Genomic DNA, 17,920 nt, shown 5'->3' with positions numbered 1-17,920 from the left:
TTAGGAGCGATACTTGCTGTTTCTCTATATTGCTTTAGTATTTTCTCAATAAAACCTAAACTCACACAAAATCTCTTTGCTAATTGACGTTGTGATATTCCACCTGACAAGTATGTATCCAATATTTTTTGGCGAAAGTCGAGGGAATATGGTTTCATTTTTACCCTTGAGTAGATGCACTGAATTTATCTTAATTAGTGTACTTTATTAGACTGGTAAACGCCATATCTTGTGTTTTACAGCACTTCCGCCAGCTATGAGGTACATCCTCAAATCTGAAAGCTTTGATAGGAGAGGGCAAGGAGAAAAACTGTATTGCATAATAGCCGGAAGCGCTGTATAAGAACCGAAGATGAGTCAGGCAAAGGAATTATATTCAGTTCATTGTGAAATTGAAGCTTAACCGCATGATGCAGTTAGGTAAGCCGAGCATCTACAAAATAGCAGACTAATATACCGCTCCAATCAAGTATTGGTGTATCTTTTTTCGATTCATGCAAAAAAGCCCCCCGTAACACATAAATTCTGTCAATAAACAAATTGATGATTTTTCTAAAATCTGCATAAATAGCTAAAAATCAGCAGATAAGACAGTTAAGGGGAACCCTAATTTTGAGTCTTTAATTCGAGCAAAGCGACTTGACGCATTGAACGTAAATTCTCATATCTTGGATATATTTCAATATGAAATCAGGCTCAACCTTTATTCCAATAAACGTGTCTATTGTGTTATTCATAATCAAAAAATGGAGGTAGATAACATCGTAGTTTTTCTCATAAAGACTGCTTTCATAGATTTCAAGTTGTCAATCTAATAATCAATATGCCATTACCAAAATTAGCTAAATTCCTTAATCCATCAGGTGAACCTGTAATAGCACCAGGTGGTATTCAGGATACATCATTCAATCGTGATGCCCTTTCCAGGTTTGTTTGCAATACCCTAGATGAAGCTTTAGCAGCCGTACCAGGTGGCTTTGACATTATTGTAGTTGGATCGGGAATGTATGGCGCATATTTTGCAACCGATATATATAACAAAACAAAGAATTTTGGGTCTGGTCGTCCTCGCCCTAAAATTTTAGTTCTTCAAGAAGGCCCATTTTTGATTCACGAACATTTCCAAAACCTACCTTTGGGATTAGGAGGACTTTATGAATTACCTCTTGCCAATCTTCTACCTGAAGGACAATATCGAATCATTAACGTAAATGGTACATCAGAGGGACAAGGAGTTCCATTTGGACGCGATTTTGCCGGAAAATTCCGACCTCATCATCGTTGTGTTGGTGGGAAAGGTCTTTTTTGGGGTGGTTGGTCTCCTTCCTTGACTACTGCTGATTTGGTTCAATGGCCAAACTCAGTCTCTGCATTCTTGAAGAGCGAACAGGGCTATAATTTTATCACTCAAGAAATTGGCGCAGATTACGATATTGATCGGCGTGGCAAAGAAGAGGACTTTATCTATGGCGGACTTTACGAAGCTTTACTCAAACGCTCTCGTAAATTAACTCCATTCAACATCCCAGTAGATAGTTATTCAATTGATCGTGTGCTTCAACCACCGATCGCAGTCAAAGTTGAATCTGAATTATCCGGATTGTTTAGTCCAGATAAATATAGCAGTCTACCTGGTCTTTTGAGTGCGATTCGGGAGGATGTAGGAAGGTCAAACAATAATGATCAAGATCGCTATCTATTTTTAGTACCAAACGTTACTGTCCTAAATTTAGAAACACAAGAGGGAGTTGTCCGAGGCATAAGAGTTGCTGTTAATGACCCAGTTGATGCAGGCGAGATAGTTCAAAACATTACAGTTCCTGAGCAAGGGATGGTAGTTTTAGCCGCTAATTGTGTTAATTCAACCCGCATAGCCAGAAACTCTTTCCCTCGCCCAGCGTTACTTACAAAAGAACGTATGGGAGCTAACCTGATGGTTCATATCCGAGGTAATTATCTTTGGAAGATACGCCGTACCCACCTCGAAAGTTTACCTATCTTAGAAGAAGAAGGATTGTTCAAAGATATCTTCAAAGATAAAGTTTTACAGCAGGCAGCTTTACAGATTGAGGGTACAGCAACAGATTTAAACTCCAATAACCTCACTGGACGCTTTCACTTCCAATTTTACGCAGCACCCAATGCTGGCAATAACGCCGAGTACTCTCTTTATCAGATGATACCCGATCGCGATGACCTACTTGAGAAAGCCCAACAACTAAAAGGTGAGCCAGATGCCAATGAATGGATCACCGTAGGGATAAGAACTTGTGGGGAAGATTTCGGCGACAAAGAAGCGCCAGTAGAATATAGCGGGGTACGTAGTGCCAACACTAGTTGGATGGATACCAGCCCCTCAGCTAAAGACCGTTTTGGCAACCCAGAAGGCTATGTTCAACTTGTGGAAACGGACGAGGTATTGAAACTTCGTAATGCACAGAGGGCAGCAGCTTTCCAATTCATTGCTCGGTTAGCCAATGTTACCGTTGAAGAAGCTGGCAAAAGACAGGGTGAACCTAACGCTAATCCCAATATCATACTTGTTGATGCTGTTGAAGACGGCTTAGGAACTACTTATCACGAGTGCGGTACTCTTTGGATGGGGGAAAATCCAGAGACATCTGTAACTGATGTGCATGGACGCTTTCATCATGTTGCCAATGCTTATTGTGCCGATCAGTCCTTGTTCCCCACAGCAGGTTCAGCGAATCCTGTGCCGACAGGGTTAGCGCTGGCTCGTAAAGTAGCTTTAGGTATTACTGAGCGATATCAAGAAGAAAAGCCTTTTGAAGACAAAGATGGTGATTTTCAATCTCTCTTCAACGGTAATTTTCCTGGTGTATGGCGTTCTGTTGGGTCTGCCAACTTTACACCCTTACAGCCTTTAGGTCAGCCTCCTATTATTGAAGCAGGAAAAGCTGGCGCAGATAGTGTTTTAGGGTTGCTCTATTATCAACCGAAGCAATTCAAAGATTTTGTTCTGCGTTTAGAGTGGAAAGCCTTTTCTATACGTGCGAACTCTGGAATATTTTTACGTATCCCAGATCCTACAGGAAAATCCCTTGACAACTCTTTCTATGAAGCTTGTACAGAAATTCAAATCGATGAAACTGGGAAGAATTATCGAGATGATAGAAATCCTCAATCAATATTTGGGGGATTCCGTGAGAAGACAGGTGCAATTTATACTCTTGCTCCCGCAGCACAGGGTATGAGTAAGGTAATCCGTCCCAGATTTACAGCTGATGGGCCTTGGAATGTTTACGAGATTACTGTTCAAGGCGATTCGATTGTCGTAGTTCTTAATGGTGAGAAAGTATCTAACACTACTATTGCTGCACCAAAGCAGAGGGAAGGTTATATAGCCCTACAATGCCACACCGAAATTGTTCAGTTTCGCAATATCCGCATTAAAGAATTGTAAAACACGGAGAATATAAACTATGCCATTAGATTTAACGACCAATTCAGGGCCAATTGATCAAGATAATCCCAAAATTGCAGATGTTCTCAAGGACTTACAAGGAAACATCCTTAACGGGCATGGACGAGATCATGCTGCCCATATTTTTATCGCCTTCGATAAACCCAATCAGATCGAAAACGTCAAAAAGTGGATTGCTAGATTAGACGTTACTTCAGCTAAAGCCCAATTGGATGGAACAGAACGCTATAAACGAGAGAAAGCCGACGCGGGTTTATTTACCCATTTTGCTTTGAGTACTAGTGGTTATGCTCGTCTCGGCATCCCAGTAAACAAAATACCTACAGGAGCAAACCCACAAAAACGAACAGCTCCATTTTACGCCAATTCTTTTCAAGAAGGAATGAAAAATCGTGCCTCAGTTCTTCTTGATCCGCCTACGAGTAACTGGGAAAGTGGATTTCAAAACTCAATTGATGCAGTTTTGCTCCTTGCTAACGATGATCCGGCGGAATTAATCGCTCAGGAAATTAAAATTCTTGAACAACTCAAAGATATCGCCACAGTCAGAACCATCGAGCGTGGGTTTACCTTACGACGCAAATTTGATACTGTCGATACGACTAACCCTAGTAATGAGTTCGGTGTAGTTGTCGAACACTTTGGTTATGCTGATGGTGTTAGTCAACCTATCTTTCTAAAAAAACAGTACGAACGAGAGAAAAGCCTAAAAGGAACTCGTTTCTGGGAACCAGCTGCTCCTTTAAAGTTGGTTTTAATTCCCGACCCAAATGGCAAGACGGCAGACGTTAGTTTTGGCAGTTTCTTAGTTTTTCGCAAACTCGAACAGAATGTGCAAGGTTTCAAAACTGCTGAAGCTAAGTTAGGAGAAAGCTTAGGACTGCCAAGAGAATTAGCAGGAGCGATGGCGGTGGGACGTTACGAGGATGGTTCACCTATTGTCCTGCAACCTGGTGACGGTGCTTGGGCGAACACAAACAAACCCGCTATCCCCAACGATTTCAATTATCAAGGTGATAAGTTGGGTTTGACTTGTCCTTTTCATGCCCATATCCGTAAAAGTAATCCCCGATTGGAATCTGTGAAAGCAGATGGTCCTTTCGCTAAGTCGAAGGAGGAAGAACTAGGACACAGAATTGCTCGACGTGGTATTACCTATGGAGGACCTCTCAGCAGTTCTGATAATTTAGATGATCTTCCCACCAATGGAGTTGGATTACTTTTCATGTGCTACCAATCAGATATCTGGGAGCAGTTTGAGTTTATTCAGCGTTTTTGGTGTAATAATCCCAACTTCCTTGAACCTGGTATTTCTGGTGGCACAAATCCAAACTATGATAAAACGGGATTAGACGCGGTTATCGGTCAAAAACTGGGTGAGCAAGCCGATCCAGTGATTAATGAAGCTCCTAAACCCCCAAAAAATTGGCCATCACAGTGGGGGAAATCTACAGTCAAGCCCGAAATTACCGACGAAAATCAATTTGGTCAATTTGTCACTCTCAAAGGTGGGGAATATTTTTTCTCTCCTTCGATTAGTTTTTTAAAAAATCTCAGTGGTAGTTCACCAAGCAAATAAGGACTTTAAAAGTCGGGTAAAGGGGAAAGGCAAAAGGTGAAGGGTTTCTACTTTTTCCCTTTACCCCTTACTCGAATAGCACTAAGAAAAGCTAAAAGCCTTACCAATCAAGCAGTTTGTAATTGTTTACATCATTTCGATGTGGTGATGTATGAAAAATTACTGAGAAAAATTAAGAAGGCGCTGGTTGCTGATGGAAGAGTGATAGTTTTTGACTTTATTCCTAATGCTGATAGTATTACGCCGCCTCTAAGCAGTAACTAATGCCTTTAATTCCTCAGTTTTTAATCTTGTCCCATAGGATGTAACAATCGGCATACTACGACGAGCGTAATCAACTGGTGGCAGACATATTTTACGACCACGGGCAGGAATTTATTAAGTTCCGAAATGGTAAAGAAATTCTGGTTGACACTGCTTATAAGTGGGGATGGGAGCGAGTCGCAGATTATGCGTCCCCGTTTTCAGAAAATAATTGGTCGCTTGGCGGTATCAATGCAAGAGAATCTTGATTTACACTTTCTGCACAAGAGTAGACAAGCACCGTCAAGCAGCAATCGCTTTAGCAGGTATAACTCGCAAGATTTGCGCGATCTCTTTCTATGATAGGCGATAAGCCTACGGCATGGCTTCGCTTACCGCAACAAGCAGGGGATATTGATCTGGATGAGAGAGAAACACGTCGCCTCATCGATGCCCAACTACGAGCAGAAGATGGGAAGTAGATTCACAATAGCTTACTTATCCTCATCGAACTAAGATCATGCTTAGAAACTCCCTTAACAAATTTGGAACTGCTTCCATATATTGGTTTCGATGGATTGCATCCATTGTGGATAAAACTGGCAGCCACCTCAAAGCTGCAACAATAGGAGACAATTGTTGAGCTTGCTCAAACGCTTGTTCGAGTCTTTCTTTAGTCTCATATTCAGCCCATTGTTCTAAGTAGAAACCTCTGAGTCGCTCAAACCAAGATGAATTTTTTGCTAATTTAAATCTCCTTCTCAAACAATCGTAGGTACTATGGAGGCTGAAAAAAGGATGAGTGATGCTACTATCACCCCAGTCAAAAAACAAGTAATTTTCATCGCAAATAAAGATGTTCCCATCGTGTAAATCACCATGATGCAAAGTTTCTGGTATACCAAAGGTCGCTAGTTGTTCACATAATTTAACTAATAAGTTAGCCTGATTCTGTAAGCACTGATATTCGAGTAAATTAAGTCCACCAGGTTGATTCAGCCCTAACGTTTCGGTATCCATTAGCAGTTGTTGAAACCTAACAGGCAAGTTTGCTAAACGACGATCAGGCACACCCAGTTCCAGAAACTCATTAAGATATTTGGTACAATCCTGCTGCAATTTTGCATAGCAGGGTAAAAGATTCTGCCAATGTTTAATATCATCTTCAATTTTCAGAGTGTCCTGAAGCATCATCCCTCCATCAAGCATAAGTAGCCAACCAAGCTCCCCATTAATCGCTAAAACTTGTGGCATACATTGAGGATACCGATGCGATAGAACTTGGCTAAGTGCGGCTTCATGAGCAAGCTCTGATACAACTGCTTTGAAATAAATGTTACCGATGCTTGTGGGTATTTGCAAAACTGTTGACCAGTGACGAACGCGAAGCTGCTTAATTGAATCAATGCGTTTGATGTCTTTTTGATGTAACTCACAATCAATCCAACTACTGGCTTGCTCAAGCCAGCTTTGTTGTGTCCAAAGTAGTCCATCAAGATAAGTCACACAGATCCTCAACGAGTGTTTTTTAATTGCAAATGCTTTTTTGTTAGTTTAACCTGACTTTAAAGACCAATGAATAACCTTGCTTTACAGCCTCCTGCTTTTTCAGCAAACCCTATATAAACCCTACCTCTGCACTGGATACCGCCGCATCATCTCGGCTAACGTCACTGTCTCACCTTCTGGTGTATACATATCTGCCCCCGACATAGCAATCACAATTCTCTCCCGCCTTGCTTACTCAAACCAAGCAATCACATCAGATTTGGTCTGTGCGGACTCTTCCAAGTTCGTAACTCTTCCTTCAAATAAGCAATAGCTGTTCGCACTAGTGTCTCCAAAGGAGAAGGCTTAACCCTTCACTTATCGTATTCTGGTACTGCAATGAAAGGCAATCGCGTTACTCATCCCACTTCACCAACACCCATCCACCGCAACAATCCCCCACTGCGGAAACTTCGCCAGTAGTTTCTTAATCACGATCTGCAAAGCCGGATCATCATTCCAACACTCCTGCAAGAACTCAAAACCCGGATTCTGCACCGAATTCGCCGCAAGTTTGAGTTTCTGCATACGTTCTGGTCGCAGATTTGACAAAAGCAACAATCGCCTCATGTGACCACATTTCAGGATTTGGCACGGGCGCGGCGGCACTTTTACCTTTATCACCCCTGCGACAATTGCATAAAAATATGTGGCCGCAGTTTCAACAATAGAAGTGATGGTTAGTTTATCCAGTAGAGAAGCGATCGCAGTTCCGTATGAGCTATCCCCAAGCCCAATCCCTAAATACAGGGATTGGGCTTGGGGATAGCTACTTAGATGTAACGGCTAAACCAATGAATGTACCTTTAGGGACATCGGCGATTTCAGTCGCAACGCCAGTAGATAGATCAATACTGTAAAGAACTGAACCAGACAGTGCATAGGCAGTATTTTTACCTTGTGCATCTGTAAAGATGTCAAAGCCGCTATTCGGCGCAAAATTAACACCAAGATTGCCGATTGTTCTGAGAGTGCCATCATTAGGTGGGTTTTGCAGTACTAATACATCAAGATCGTAGTCAATGCCAAACAATTGAGTTGATGTGGCTCCAGCAACGGAATTTGTGTAAGCGACAGCGGTAACGTTGGAGTCAACTGTGGCGTTGGCATCATCACTAGCATAGGCTAAAGGTTTATCAACAATAACTGCACCAGTATCTACATTGGTACGGAAATTTTGGTCATTGCTGCCTACTATGCGTAAGCGATCTGGTACGGGATTGAAGTCAAACCCTGATTGAAAACCTCCATTAAAGCTGCTAGATAGTTTGCTCACAAATTGAGCTTGACCACTTATGAAGTTAATCCTGTATACATTGTCAGTATCTGTGACACCGTAAAGCAGACCGTTTGCTGGACGGAAATCGATACCTTGTAAGTTGCCGTCAATTCCTTTAACTTGAACTGCTTTAGCAAATCCACTCGGATCTATATTTACAAGAGTATTATTTGAGGTTATACCAATAAATCTTAAAGCAGACCATTTGCCTTTAACATTAATTTGAAGGATATCAGCTAATTTCGTGAGCCCAACGTCAGCTGAAATTTTGTTAGCACTCAAGCCAAGACTCGCAGTGACTACAGCAACTACAAGGGCTATTTTACGTGTGAGCAGACCTTTCATCCTAAACTCCAATAACAGTTTTTCTAGTTTTGATTCAGCAACGAGCTATCCTTTATTAAAAAGATTGTCTTTCAAGTTACTGATGACTACAGATTACACTTAAATAAGAGTTAATTTGATGTTTGATAAAAACATCCTACTTTTCCTACTAAACCTACTTTCAAGTTATTCCAGAAAGAAAAAAGAGTAAAAACTTGATTACTATCAAAGTCAACTTTAATAGAATCATTAAATTTGTAAAATTAAGATTGTAAATTTGGCATAATATTAGTTTTTGAAAAAATAGGAAATCATTATTGCTTCTTACAAACAGCCTCTGATTTTCAAGTATTAATTAGCTTACATCTGCGGATAAATCTTCAGTAATCTCACACTGATCAATCTGGTTTTCAATCCACCAACACCCCATCCACAATCGCAATCCCCCACTGCGGATACTTCACCAGCAGCTTCTTGATCACAATCTGCAACGCTGGATTATCCCAGCACTCCTGCAAAAAGTCAAACCCTGGATTCTGGCCCGAATTGCCTGCTACTTTCAGTTTCTGCATCCGAAGAGGTCGCATATTTGACCGCGTAACAATCGCCTCATGCAACCACTTTTCAGGATTTGGCACGGACGCGGCGGAACCAGTACCGTCATTCACCGCTTTCATATCTCCACCTAAAACTGAATTTTCAACCATCAACGTTCGCGCAGCGTCTCGTAGACAAGCAGAGTAACCTTGTTTTGCTTGCTCCTCTGTTTGATGAGCCTAGACGTGAAACGACTTATCACTAGACATCATTGAACTACTTAAAACCTGGTTTTTCTCACGGAAATTGAGGAATTTCGAGGTTTTCTAATCGGTTTAAATGTAGCTTTGTCCTAGCAGCTTATGAGTGTCCATGTGTAATCTCTACAAGAATTTTTCAACAATGATTTCGTCTATATATCTGCTGTTAATTTTGGCTTGTCTTTTGGCTGTACCAATAATTCCAAAACCAAAGTTTTGGTAAGTAGCTAATGCCGCCATATTATCTGCACGAATATAAGTGAGCAGTTTTTCATACCCTCGCTGACGCGCAAGCTCAAACGTAGCATTAAATAAACTTGTAGCTACTTTTTGGTGTCGATATGACAGATCAACATAAGTTCCTAGCACTCCCACATGATCAAAAGCATGGGTGTAGTTAGCAAATGGTTCCATACTTTGAAATCCTACAACCTTTTGCTCCTGATAGCAGAGAGCTACATGGAATACTCCACGCGCTGGGAAGTGCAAAATATACTCACGTTCCGCCTCTACAGTCAAGGGTGTATCAAACGCTGTGTATACTCCAGCCTCAATAATTGGATTCAAAATGCTGACAATAGCTTCAGCATCGTTCAGTTCAACTTCTCGAACCAATAAATCCACGTTCAATTACCTTTTAGCATTAACTCTTAAAGTTAATCAATACTCTGCCTGCAATCGCAACCCCCACTGCGGAAACTTCGCCAGCAGCTTCTTGATCACAATCTGCAAAGCAGGGTCATCACTCCAGCACTCTTGCAAAAACTCAAACCCCGGATTCTCCCCTGAATTTGCCGCTCGATTGAGTTTTTCCCTTCTTAGAGGCCGCATATTTGACCGTGCAACTATCGCCTCATGCGACCATTTTTCAGCACTGGGGATAGGCGCGGCGGAACCTTCGCCCCCACGATACGCTTTGATTCCTTCACCCGAAACTGAATTTTCAACTAACAACGAAGCGGAATTACTTTGTTCTACTTGCCCTGGTGTTTGATTAGCGATCGCTACTTGTCCCCACATCAATACTTCCCACGGTAAATGCTAAATTTTATTTAGCCACCCAGCAGGAGTTTTCTTTTTCTTATGTGGTTCTGGTCTGCCGATTCAGTAGAACAAGAATTATTTGATTTGTACGCTCCAGCCCTGCGATCGCTCGGCGTAAATTTTAATGACGAGCAACTCCAAGACACTCTAGAAGCATCGAGCTATGGTTTAGAAGATGCTTTCAGGAGCGGGATCGTTGTCATTAGGAGCCGACAGTTGAATCATCAAAGAATTACGTGAATACTTAACTGCATCGGTAGGGGGATAATCCGCCGACACTGCAATTAACCCAATTTTTATATCCTCGAAATAAATCACAGCCCCAATACGTCCTTCAAGAAAGGAAAGCTCCATGAAATAAATTATATGACTGTATTATTGTTGATTACAAAATTCGGGCATACACCATTTGGATCGACTGACAATTGGTACATTGGGCTATCTTCGTGATTGCAGAAACCTGCCTTTAAAAATTGACACTTAGCACAACAGTTAGTTAATCCGGCTTTCGCTTTTTCAAGTGCGATCGTCTTTGCAGTGACTGGCATCAACATCAGCCCATTATTGTGCCATTTAGCTCGAACAGCCCCCACTTGTCCAAGTGTCTGCCACCGCGGGTCTTCTTCTACTACGTTTTGGGGAACTCGAATCCAAGCGCCATCATGTTCTGAAATAATCTCCAGTTGAATTTCCTTTTCGTGGCTGAGTGCGATTTGAGTTGAGTTGGTCACAAATTTGGGAAAAACACCATATTCTATAATCTCTCCCACACTGGGAATGTGGACAATATAATGTTTTTGCAAATCACTTCGAGCAAGGTCGTGCAGTGCATCTTTGCTCCCGTGAATCAGAATTAAATGCCGTGGTTTAACTTTTGCAATTACCGAACCAATCCCGGCGCGATCGGTGTGGGCTGAGAGATTAAATTTCTTGACTGTAGCTTTAACTGTGTAATCTTTCTCGTCAATTGTAACCACCTCACCAGTTTTCATTTCTTGCAGCAAGCGTCCTGGGGATTCTTCATCCGTATAGCCGCTAAAGAAGATCGCCGCGTTCTCTCGCTCTAGAAGCCCTTGGGCATAATAGACTGATGGTCCGCCGGTGAGCATTCCACTTGATGCAATAATTACACTGGGTTTTGCGATCGCCAGAGGTCGATATGAGGGATCACTAATGGGGATTACTTTGATATTGTCAGCAAACGGCTCTGTGCGACTAGCGTTGGCGAGGTTTTGTACTGATCTAGGCAGGAATTGAAGGTTGTCAGCGAACACATCTGTTACAGCCCGGACTAACCCATCAATATAAATAGGTATGTTATCGGGAAATGTAGAGCTAGTTTTCAGGGCGAGGATTATCTCTTGGGCGCGACCAAGGGCGAAAGCTGGGATTAAAACACTACCACCACGTTGTACAACTTGAGTTATGTTTGCAACAAGTTCTGACTCTTGTTCGTTACGTTTGGAGTGGACGCTGGCTCCATAGGTAGCTTCTGTGATTAACACATCCGCCTGGGGTAAGTCTGTGAGTTTTAATCCTTCAGTTGTGCGGCTGTTGGCTAAGTTGTAATCTCCAGTGTACAGCAAGCTTTTATTACCTAATTGCAGATAGATGCAGGCGGCTCCCACAATATGTCCGGCATTAATAAACCGAACTTTCAGTCCCGGCAATGGTTCAAATTCTGCGCCAATCGGTTGCGTGTCTAACTGGAGTAAGGTTTGTTGGAGTTCAGTTTCATCAAATAACGGTTCAAAATCCTCATTAATTTGTTGCACTTTCAAACAATCCGACAACATGACCCGTGCAATTTCCCGTGTGCCAGGAGTGCAGATCATTGCGGCTGTGGGAAACATTGAATGCAGCACTGGCAGTGCGCCGATATGATCTTGATGAGCGTGAGTGATCAGGATTAGGTTCGGGTTTTCTAGATGCTCAAATGCAGGTAATGGATTGCTACCTTTGGGTCTGGTTCCAGCATCCAGAACTATCTCATAATTGCCAATCTCTACTCTCAAACAAGATGCGCCAATTGAACGGGCTGCACCAAGAGGAGTTACTCGTAAGATATCTGGATGCGTTTCTACGCTTTCCTTTAATTTTGGAGTGAATTCATGGAAAGTTAATGCAGTTGATCCAGATTCTCCCTGTACTCTAATTTTGCGATTATCGACCATCCCTTCCCACTCAACAATTCCCTTACTCAGGATAGCTGCTTTGAGTTGAATTCCAGGGTAATGTTCATAAATCTGTGGCTCTAATCTTGCTGCCCAATTTTGATCCAGGCTTTTGCGATTATTTGGTTGTTGAGATGCAAGAAGTTCTGGTGCTAATTCGATTATATTTTCACTCTGATCAGATATTATATATAAGCCGCCGTCTCTAAATTCAAGCTCAAACCGATAAATAATTCCAGTCTGCAACCGCCGGGAACTGTGCAATGTAACTTTGCAACGCTCGGAAACTTTTATCAGAGCAGTGCCGTTTTTACTGGATTGGGCAACTCTACCGATGCAAATCGACGCTTGAATTTCTTCTATTCTCAAAACATCGAATGCGCCCATCACGACACCATTTGAGTCTGTAACAGGAATAAATTGCCAGATTCCATCCCCAGATTCCGAATTGCCTTTTACCTTAATTTTTATATCATTACTGCATAAGTAGCCATTTGACACAGTTCCCACAAGACAGCAAAATATTGACGTTTGCATAACTTATTTTTTAGTATTTATTGATAGATAAAACGAATATATTGCTGGGTTAGGTAGCTTGGTAGGTGTAAACCCAACAGTTGCTCAATCCTACAAGCAAATTGCATCATGAGGCGGTTGAGTTATTCAAATTCAGGTGGCCATAATTCGGCTATTGCTATTTCCCAACCTGGAAGTAACTCTGGTATTACTAATTTGTCGTTATCTTTCAAAACGACTGGTTCCTGATTAGCGCGATAAACTGTAACTAAAAGTTTATCCGGGTCAATGAGAATACCTACTGTAGAACCAAGTTCTAGGAATAGTTTAATTTTCTCTTCCAGTGGCTTGATACGATCACTTTTAGATTTGACCTCAACCGTCAGATCGGGGACTAACTGCACAAAATCACGCTGAGTTTTCTTGAGTCGCTTTGCCCGAACAAATGAAACATCTGGAGCGCGTAAGTTTCTTTTTTCTGGGTCGCCCGTAGTTTCACCGATTTCAATGCTTGGCAAGATAAAACCAGCGCTGGAACCTGTAACTCTGCCCAGCTTGCGAGGCATGACCCAAATATTAAGAAACGTTAACAGGCGAGAACCAATTTCGTCTGATTCATAATCGCATGGGCCCATAACGATGATGTTTCCCTCTACTAGCTCCATCTGCCAATCGGGATTCTGTGACTGTAATTGTTCTAAGTCTTTGATTGTCAGAGACATAAGCTATAACTCGCAAGATTTGCGCGATCTCTTTCTATAATAGGCGATCGCTACTGATTCCACTTCACCAACACCCCATCCACACAAGCAATCCTCCACTGCGGAAACATTCGCCACCAATTTCTTGATCACGACCACCAGCGCCGGATCATCCCAACACTCCTGCAAAAAGTCAAACCCCGGATTCTCCCCTGAATTCGCCGCAACTTTCAGTTTCTGCATACGCCCTGGTCGCAGATTCGACAAAAGCAACAATCGCCTCATGCGACCATTTTTCAGGATTTGGCACGGGTGCGGCGGAACAAGTACCTTCATGAACTGCTTTGACTTCTCCACCTGAAACTGAATTTTTAACTAACAACGAAGTGGGATTACCCTGTTCTACCTGCTCTTGTGCTTGATTAGCGATCGCAAATCAATTGTCTTCTCCAGTGCTTGCTTCACCTGCTTGTTCAACGCTTTACTCGCTTGCTGGGTCATGGTATTTCCCCACTGCTGCGTTCGCGCAGCGTCTCGTAGAGAAGGACGCTGCTCTACGGCGTTTTCCAAATCCTGAATACGCTGCCTAAGCTGTTGATTCTCAGTCTTCAACCGGACACGATATTACCTCTATTGGGTATTCAGACCCCTCCTGAATAAAAGCCACCAAATTTTTAATTTGATGGGAGTCTTAAACGCAAGTTTGCTAAGGTCAGATGATTACTCTATTTAGCAGTGTGGGAAACACGATAAATCACTCCATTGGTATCATCAGTAAATAGCAGCGAACCATCTGGTGAGATCGCTAAACCAACAGGTCTACCAAACTGTGCAGTTCTGTCTTTAGTCAAAAAGCCAGTCACAAAATCTTCAAATTTCACAGGTTTGCCATTTTCGTAACGAATCCGCACAACTTTGTACCCCACAGGTGGATTGCGGTTCCAAGAACCCCGCATAGTTGCAAAAACATCACCTTGATACTCTTGGGGAAATTGTTTGGCAGTATAAAACGCCATTGCTAAAGGCGCACTGTGGGCTGTGTAAGTTAGCACTGGCGGTTGAGTTTTGGCACAGTACTCTTTTTTAGTTGCTCCTTCAGGTTCAGCAGATAAGTATACATCAGGACGCCTATCACCCCAACAAAAAGGCCAACCATAGTTCCCATCTTTTACAATGCGGTTCAACTCTTCTGGCGGCTGGTCATTTCCTCGCCAATCGGAACCGTGATCTAACCCCCAAAGTTCGCGTGTTTGGGGATGCCAAGCAAAACCAATAGTATTTCGTAAACCTTTTGCATAGATGGAGCGATTACTGCCGTTTGGTTGCGCCTGTAAAAGTGTGGCGTGTTCTGGATTTGGTTCATCACAAGCGTTACAGGTACTACCTACGGAAATGTAAAGCATCCCATCAGGCCCAAAGGCAATGGTACGGTTCGGGTGCTGTCCAGCATCGGGTAAATCAGAAATGAGAGTTTCCAATTTGCCCTCTGTACCGTCCGATCGCAAGTCCACAGCATATAGATGCGTATTGGTGACAAAGTAAAGCCTATTTCGATGAATTGTGATACCGTTAACAAATTTTAAACCCTTAGCTACGGTACGTATTTCCTTAGCTCGTCCATCTTGGTTGGTACCTAAAAGCGCAATGACATCACCTTGTTCACGACGAGTAACGTAGACTGTACCATTAGGAGCGATTGCTAAGTTACGAGGATTACCTAAGTCTTTCGCAAATACACTAATTTCAAATCCAGGAGGTAATTGCAACTGTTGCAAAAGAGATTCCTGAAATTCAATTTTTTGTGGTGTTGCTAAGTAACCCTCCACTCGCTCAATTTTTTGTTTTTCTGGCTGTTGTGAATTAGCGGTTTGAGTAATACTTAATATCAAAGCACATCCAATTAAAAAGTGTCTCGATTTTTTGATTAATTCCATGAAACCTCAAGTAAGAAGTGATAATGTTGCTTTTGTTCAAATCGGCCCGAATCAAACATAATTTAGTAACCGCAATGGAACCAATCAGCCAAAAAGGGGCTTTTAGTGAGTTAGATTACATAAAATTCCAAAAAATCGCATCTAACAAACGAGATATTAAAATTAGTAAAAGATCCGTTAAAAGCTATTCTTTTTGATAGATGCAACAAGTTATATAATTTGAGAAAATCCTGGCGAAAACAAAAAAGTAATTTAATTGTGAGTGAGTGTTAAAGAGCTTTTTGGCTGTAAATTCCTTTATTTTAAGTGTTACACTTGCGGTTTTTCAGCCAGTGAAAGCATTTGAAGTTTTGCAAGAAACCCTGACAGTTACGCCAGTTTCCCAATTCTCTGATGTACAATTTACAGATTGGGCTTTTGTGTCCCTACAATCATTAGTTGAAAAGTATAGTTGTATCACTGGATACCCCGATCATCTTTTTCGAGGAAATCGAGTGATGACTCGCTATGAGTTTGCTGCGGGGCTGAATACTTGCATCAGTACAATTAGTCAACAGTTTGGCAGCCAGCTTTCACAAATTGCACCAGAAGATGTTACAACTATTAAAAAATTAGAATATGAGTTTGCTACAGAGTTAGCCACTATTGAAAACAGAGTAGAAAATTTAGAGGTAAATAGTGCTGTATTGCGATCGCAACAGTTTTCTACCACAACTAAAGTAAGCACTTCCGTTGTAGTTTTAGCTAGTGGTATAACTGGAGACAGTGCTGATGCAGACCCGGAAACTAGTATCGATTCAAATTTAGCTTTAAATTATCGGACTCGTTTAAACTTAATTAGCAGTTTTACAGGTCAAGATAGATTGCTTGTACGTCTTCAATCTGCAAATAGAGTACCTAATTTTAATGGTGCTTCTGCTACTAATATGACGCGCCAATCATTTGAAGTTGGTAACAGTGACAGTAGCCTTAATTTAAATTTACTAGAATATCGCTTTCCTGTTGCTGAAAACTTCAACTTCTATCTTTATGGAAATGCTGCATCTCACCATTACTATGCAACAGTTGTTAACCCCGATTTTGCCAGTTTTGGCGGTGCAAAAGGTTCTCCTTCTCGCTTTTCGGAACGTAACCCTATTTACCGTATTGGATTTATGAGTCCAGCGGGTGTAGCAGCAGTTTACAACAACAGAACTATTCGTTTGGATATAGGTTATTTAGCAGAAAACGCCGAAACTGGAATTGAAGGATTGTTTGGGGGAAACTATAGTGCTTTAGCACAATTTTCCTTCAAACCTTCACCAAATACAGAATTTGGATTAACTTATATTCGCAGCTATGTTCCTGATGGCAATTTGCTACATCGCACAGGTAGTGATTTTGCAAACATTCCTTTTGGTGCAGGCATACCATTAATGGTGAACGCCTATGGTGTCCAAGCACTGTGGAGAATAACCCCCAAGATGGCTGTAAGTAGTTGGATTGGCTACATGAATGCAGAACGAGTTGACGGTGTGAATGGTAATGCAAATATTATCAACTATGCAGTGAATCTGGCTTTTCCTGATTTATTTAAAGAAAAAGCCGTGGGTGGGATTGGATTTGGAATGCCACCTAAAGTCACTAATAATACAATTAATAGCCGCGAAGATCCGGGAACAGGTTTACACTTTGAAGCTTTTTATCAATATCCTTTAACAGAAAATATCACGATCATACCTGGTATTATATATCTCACTCAGCCAAACCATAATGATGTCAATAGAGACATTTTTCTGGGCAATATCAGGACAGTATTTAACTTTTAATTAAATACGCTTGTGAAAATGAACAAACCACTGTCAGATAGAATTTTCTTTGCAGAGATAAAAGTACTATACCCCAAAGCAGAAGTCAAAGGCATCCACCGAGAACCGTAGGGGTCAGCCGTCCAACACTCCTGCCACAGTTGCGTAACTGAAGGCTTTTGTTGCGAAGCCCATAACATATCTTCTATGGGAATAATCACATGAAGCCTTTTATATGGGGATTGCTGTTTATTGGCAACAGCCTTTTTAGACTTGGGACGGGTAATGGTTGCAGTCATTTTACAATCTCCTATTTATGTTGACGCACGGAAATTTCCCCCTCTGTGATTGCGGGGCTTGCTATTTCCTATTTGGTTGTCTAAAGAATTACTGGTATGGGCAACAGATCAGTTAGCCTTGCCAGAATCGCAACTCGTCTCGGAAGTAGCTATCAGTCTTTTTTGATCTTTCCTTCCAGTGATCCCATGCCACCACTACTTCCTCGCCCAAATCCTCTACCACCTCACCCCTCCTTTCAAGGGTAGGGGT

At 41.8% G+C, this 17,920-nt stretch carries 17 protein-coding genes and 1 pseudogene; 6 read left to right on the top strand and 12 right to left on the bottom strand.

Features of this window, described 5'->3' with window-relative positions:
* The first annotated feature begins 823 nt into the window (after positions 1–823).
* The 4 genes from A4S05_RS37425 to A4S05_RS44030 all read left to right on the top strand — a co-directional run bounded on the left by A4S05_RS37425 (position 824) and on the right by A4S05_RS44030 (position 5,749).
* A complete protein-coding gene (locus tag A4S05_RS37425; protein WP_084227407.1) occupies positions 824–3,424 on the top strand; it encodes a 3-keto-alpha-glucoside-1,2-lyase-like domain-containing protein in 2,601 nt (866 codons plus the stop codon).
* Positions 3,425–3,443: 19 nt separating this feature from the next.
* Positions 3,444–5,024, top strand: a complete 1,581-nt coding sequence (locus A4S05_RS37420) for a Dyp-type peroxidase (protein ID WP_069074804.1) — start codon at positions 3,444–3,446, stop codon at positions 5,022–5,024.
* A gap of 341 nt (positions 5,025–5,365) precedes the next feature.
* Positions 5,366–5,536, top strand: a complete 171-nt coding sequence (locus tag A4S05_RS39815; RefSeq protein ID WP_176727223.1) for a hypothetical protein — start codon at positions 5,366–5,368, stop codon at positions 5,534–5,536.
* Positions 5,537–5,626: 90 nt separating this feature from the next.
* Entirely contained in the window at positions 5,627–5,749 is a 123-nt protein-coding gene (locus tag A4S05_RS44030; RefSeq protein ID WP_256091398.1) for a hypothetical protein, read from the top strand.
* 22 nt (positions 5,750–5,771) lie between these two features.
* Here A4S05_RS44030 and A4S05_RS37405 read toward each other — a convergent pair whose 3' ends face one another.
* From A4S05_RS37405 to A4S05_RS37385, 6 genes are all read right to left on the bottom strand, one after another.
* On the bottom strand, positions 5,772–6,773 hold the full coding sequence (locus A4S05_RS37405) for a phosphotransferase (RefSeq protein WP_069074801.1): 1,002 nt from the start codon (positions 6,771–6,773) through the stop codon (positions 5,772–5,774).
* 411 nt (positions 6,774–7,184) lie between these two features.
* Positions 7,185–7,424, bottom strand: a complete 240-nt coding sequence (locus tag A4S05_RS39805; protein WP_256091397.1) for a hypothetical protein — start codon at positions 7,422–7,424, stop codon at positions 7,185–7,187.
* 160 nt (positions 7,425–7,584) lie between these two features.
* Positions 7,585–8,439 carry a DUF4394 domain-containing protein gene (locus A4S05_RS37400; RefSeq protein ID WP_069074800.1) on the bottom strand — a complete coding sequence of 285 codons (855 nt, stop codon included), beginning with the start codon at positions 8,437–8,439 and terminating at the stop codon, positions 7,585–7,587.
* Positions 8,440–8,828: 389 nt separating this feature from the next.
* On the bottom strand, positions 8,829–9,125 hold the full coding sequence (locus A4S05_RS37395) for a hypothetical protein (RefSeq protein WP_069074799.1): 297 nt from the start codon (positions 9,123–9,125) through the stop codon (positions 8,829–8,831).
* Between the two features lie 213 nt (positions 9,126–9,338).
* Entirely contained in the window at positions 9,339–9,839 is a 501-nt protein-coding gene (locus A4S05_RS37390) for a GNAT family N-acetyltransferase (RefSeq protein ID WP_069074798.1), read from the bottom strand.
* 36 nt (positions 9,840–9,875) lie between these two features.
* Positions 9,876–10,235: a hypothetical protein gene (locus tag A4S05_RS37385; protein WP_069074797.1), complete on the bottom strand. Its 360-nt coding sequence runs from the start codon at positions 10,233–10,235 to the stop codon at positions 9,876–9,878.
* Positions 10,236–10,298: 63 nt separating this feature from the next.
* Between A4S05_RS37385 and A4S05_RS41100 the strand changes: the two genes are divergently transcribed.
* On the top strand, positions 10,299–10,499 hold the full coding sequence (locus tag A4S05_RS41100; protein ID WP_069074796.1) for a hypothetical protein: 201 nt from the start codon (positions 10,299–10,301) through the stop codon (positions 10,497–10,499).
* A gap of 122 nt (positions 10,500–10,621) precedes the next feature.
* Here the strand turns inward: A4S05_RS41100 and A4S05_RS37375 are convergent, their stop codons facing one another.
* The 5 genes and pseudogenes from A4S05_RS37375 to A4S05_RS37355 all read right to left on the bottom strand — a co-directional run bounded on the left by A4S05_RS37375 (position 10,622) and on the right by A4S05_RS37355 (position 15,584).
* A complete protein-coding gene (locus tag A4S05_RS37375; RefSeq protein WP_069074795.1) occupies positions 10,622–12,970 on the bottom strand; it encodes an MBL fold metallo-hydrolase in 2,349 nt (782 codons plus the stop codon).
* A gap of 122 nt (positions 12,971–13,092) precedes the next feature.
* Positions 13,093–13,671 (bottom strand): Uma2 family endonuclease, encoded by a 579-nt coding sequence (locus tag A4S05_RS37370; protein WP_069074794.1) that lies wholly within the window; start codon positions 13,669–13,671, stop codon positions 13,093–13,095.
* Between the two features lie 3 nt (positions 13,672–13,674).
* On the bottom strand, positions 13,675–13,893 hold the full coding sequence (locus tag A4S05_RS39795) for a hypothetical protein (protein WP_256091396.1): 219 nt from the start codon (positions 13,891–13,893) through the stop codon (positions 13,675–13,677).
* A 180-nt stretch (positions 13,894–14,073) separates the two neighbouring features.
* Positions 14,074–14,265, bottom strand: a pseudogene (locus A4S05_RS37360) (hypothetical protein); the annotation flags it as partial.
* A gap of 110 nt (positions 14,266–14,375) precedes the next feature.
* A complete protein-coding gene (locus A4S05_RS37355) occupies positions 14,376–15,584 on the bottom strand; it encodes a PQQ-dependent sugar dehydrogenase (protein ID WP_069074791.1) in 1,209 nt (402 codons plus the stop codon).
* A gap of 332 nt (positions 15,585–15,916) precedes the next feature.
* Here A4S05_RS37355 and A4S05_RS37350 point away from each other — a divergent pair, with 332 nt between their 5' ends.
* Entirely contained in the window at positions 15,917–17,392 is a 1,476-nt protein-coding gene (locus A4S05_RS37350) for an iron uptake porin (protein ID WP_141699924.1), read from the top strand.
* Here the strand turns inward: A4S05_RS37350 and A4S05_RS37345 are convergent.
* Positions 17,389–17,670, bottom strand: a complete 282-nt coding sequence (locus A4S05_RS37345) for a hypothetical protein (RefSeq protein WP_069074789.1) — start codon at positions 17,668–17,670, stop codon at positions 17,389–17,391. The two genes, A4S05_RS37350 and A4S05_RS37345, sit on opposite strands and share 4 nt — an antisense overlap.
* Positions 17,671–17,920: the final 250 nt, after the last annotated feature.

It is taken from the genome of Nostoc sp. KVJ20 (assembly GCF_001712795.1).
GTDB lineage: Bacteria > Cyanobacteriota > Cyanobacteriia > Cyanobacteriales > Nostocaceae > Nostoc.
Note: the sequence above shows the minus strand (reverse complement) of the source record. Positions and strands in the feature narration are given on the sequence as shown.

What these genes read in the sequence shown, in the direction of transcription:
- A4S05_RS37425 (WP_084227407.1), top strand. Translation starts at nt 824, where the DNA reads ATGCCATTACCAAAATTAGCTAAATTCCTTAATCCATCAGGTGAACCT.
- A4S05_RS37420 (WP_069074804.1), top strand. Translation starts at nt 3,444, where the DNA reads ATGCCATTAGATTTAACGACCAATTCAGGGCCAATTGATCAAGATAAT.
- A4S05_RS44030 (WP_256091398.1), top strand. Translation starts at nt 5,627, where the DNA reads ATGATAGGCGATAAGCCTACGGCATGGCTTCGCTTACCGCAACAAGCA.
- A4S05_RS37400 (WP_069074800.1), bottom strand. Translation starts at nt 8,439, where the DNA reads ATGAAAGGTCTGCTCACACGTAAAATAGCCCTTGTAGTTGCTGTAGTC.
- A4S05_RS37395 (WP_069074799.1), bottom strand. Translation starts at nt 9,125, where the DNA reads ATGGTTGAAAATTCAGTTTTAGGTGGAGATATGAAAGCGGTGAATGAC.
- A4S05_RS37385 (WP_069074797.1), bottom strand. Translation starts at nt 10,235, where the DNA reads ATGTGGGGACAAGTAGCGATCGCTAATCAAACACCAGGGCAAGTAGAA.
- A4S05_RS41100 (WP_069074796.1), top strand. Translation starts at nt 10,299, where the DNA reads ATGTGGTTCTGGTCTGCCGATTCAGTAGAACAAGAATTATTTGATTTG.
- A4S05_RS37375 (WP_069074795.1), bottom strand. Translation starts at nt 12,970, where the DNA reads ATGCAAACGTCAATATTTTGCTGTCTTGTGGGAACTGTGTCAAATGGC.
- A4S05_RS37370 (WP_069074794.1), bottom strand. Translation starts at nt 13,671, where the DNA reads ATGTCTCTGACAATCAAAGACTTAGAACAATTACAGTCACAGAATCCC.
- A4S05_RS39795 (WP_256091396.1), bottom strand. Translation starts at nt 13,893, where the DNA reads ATGCAGAAACTGAAAGTTGCGGCGAATTCAGGGGAGAATCCGGGGTTT.
- A4S05_RS37355 (WP_069074791.1), bottom strand. Translation starts at nt 15,584, where the DNA reads ATGGAATTAATCAAAAAATCGAGACACTTTTTAATTGGATGTGCTTTG.
- A4S05_RS37345 (WP_069074789.1), bottom strand. Translation starts at nt 17,670, where the DNA reads ATGACTGCAACCATTACCCGTCCCAAGTCTAAAAAGGCTGTTGCCAAT.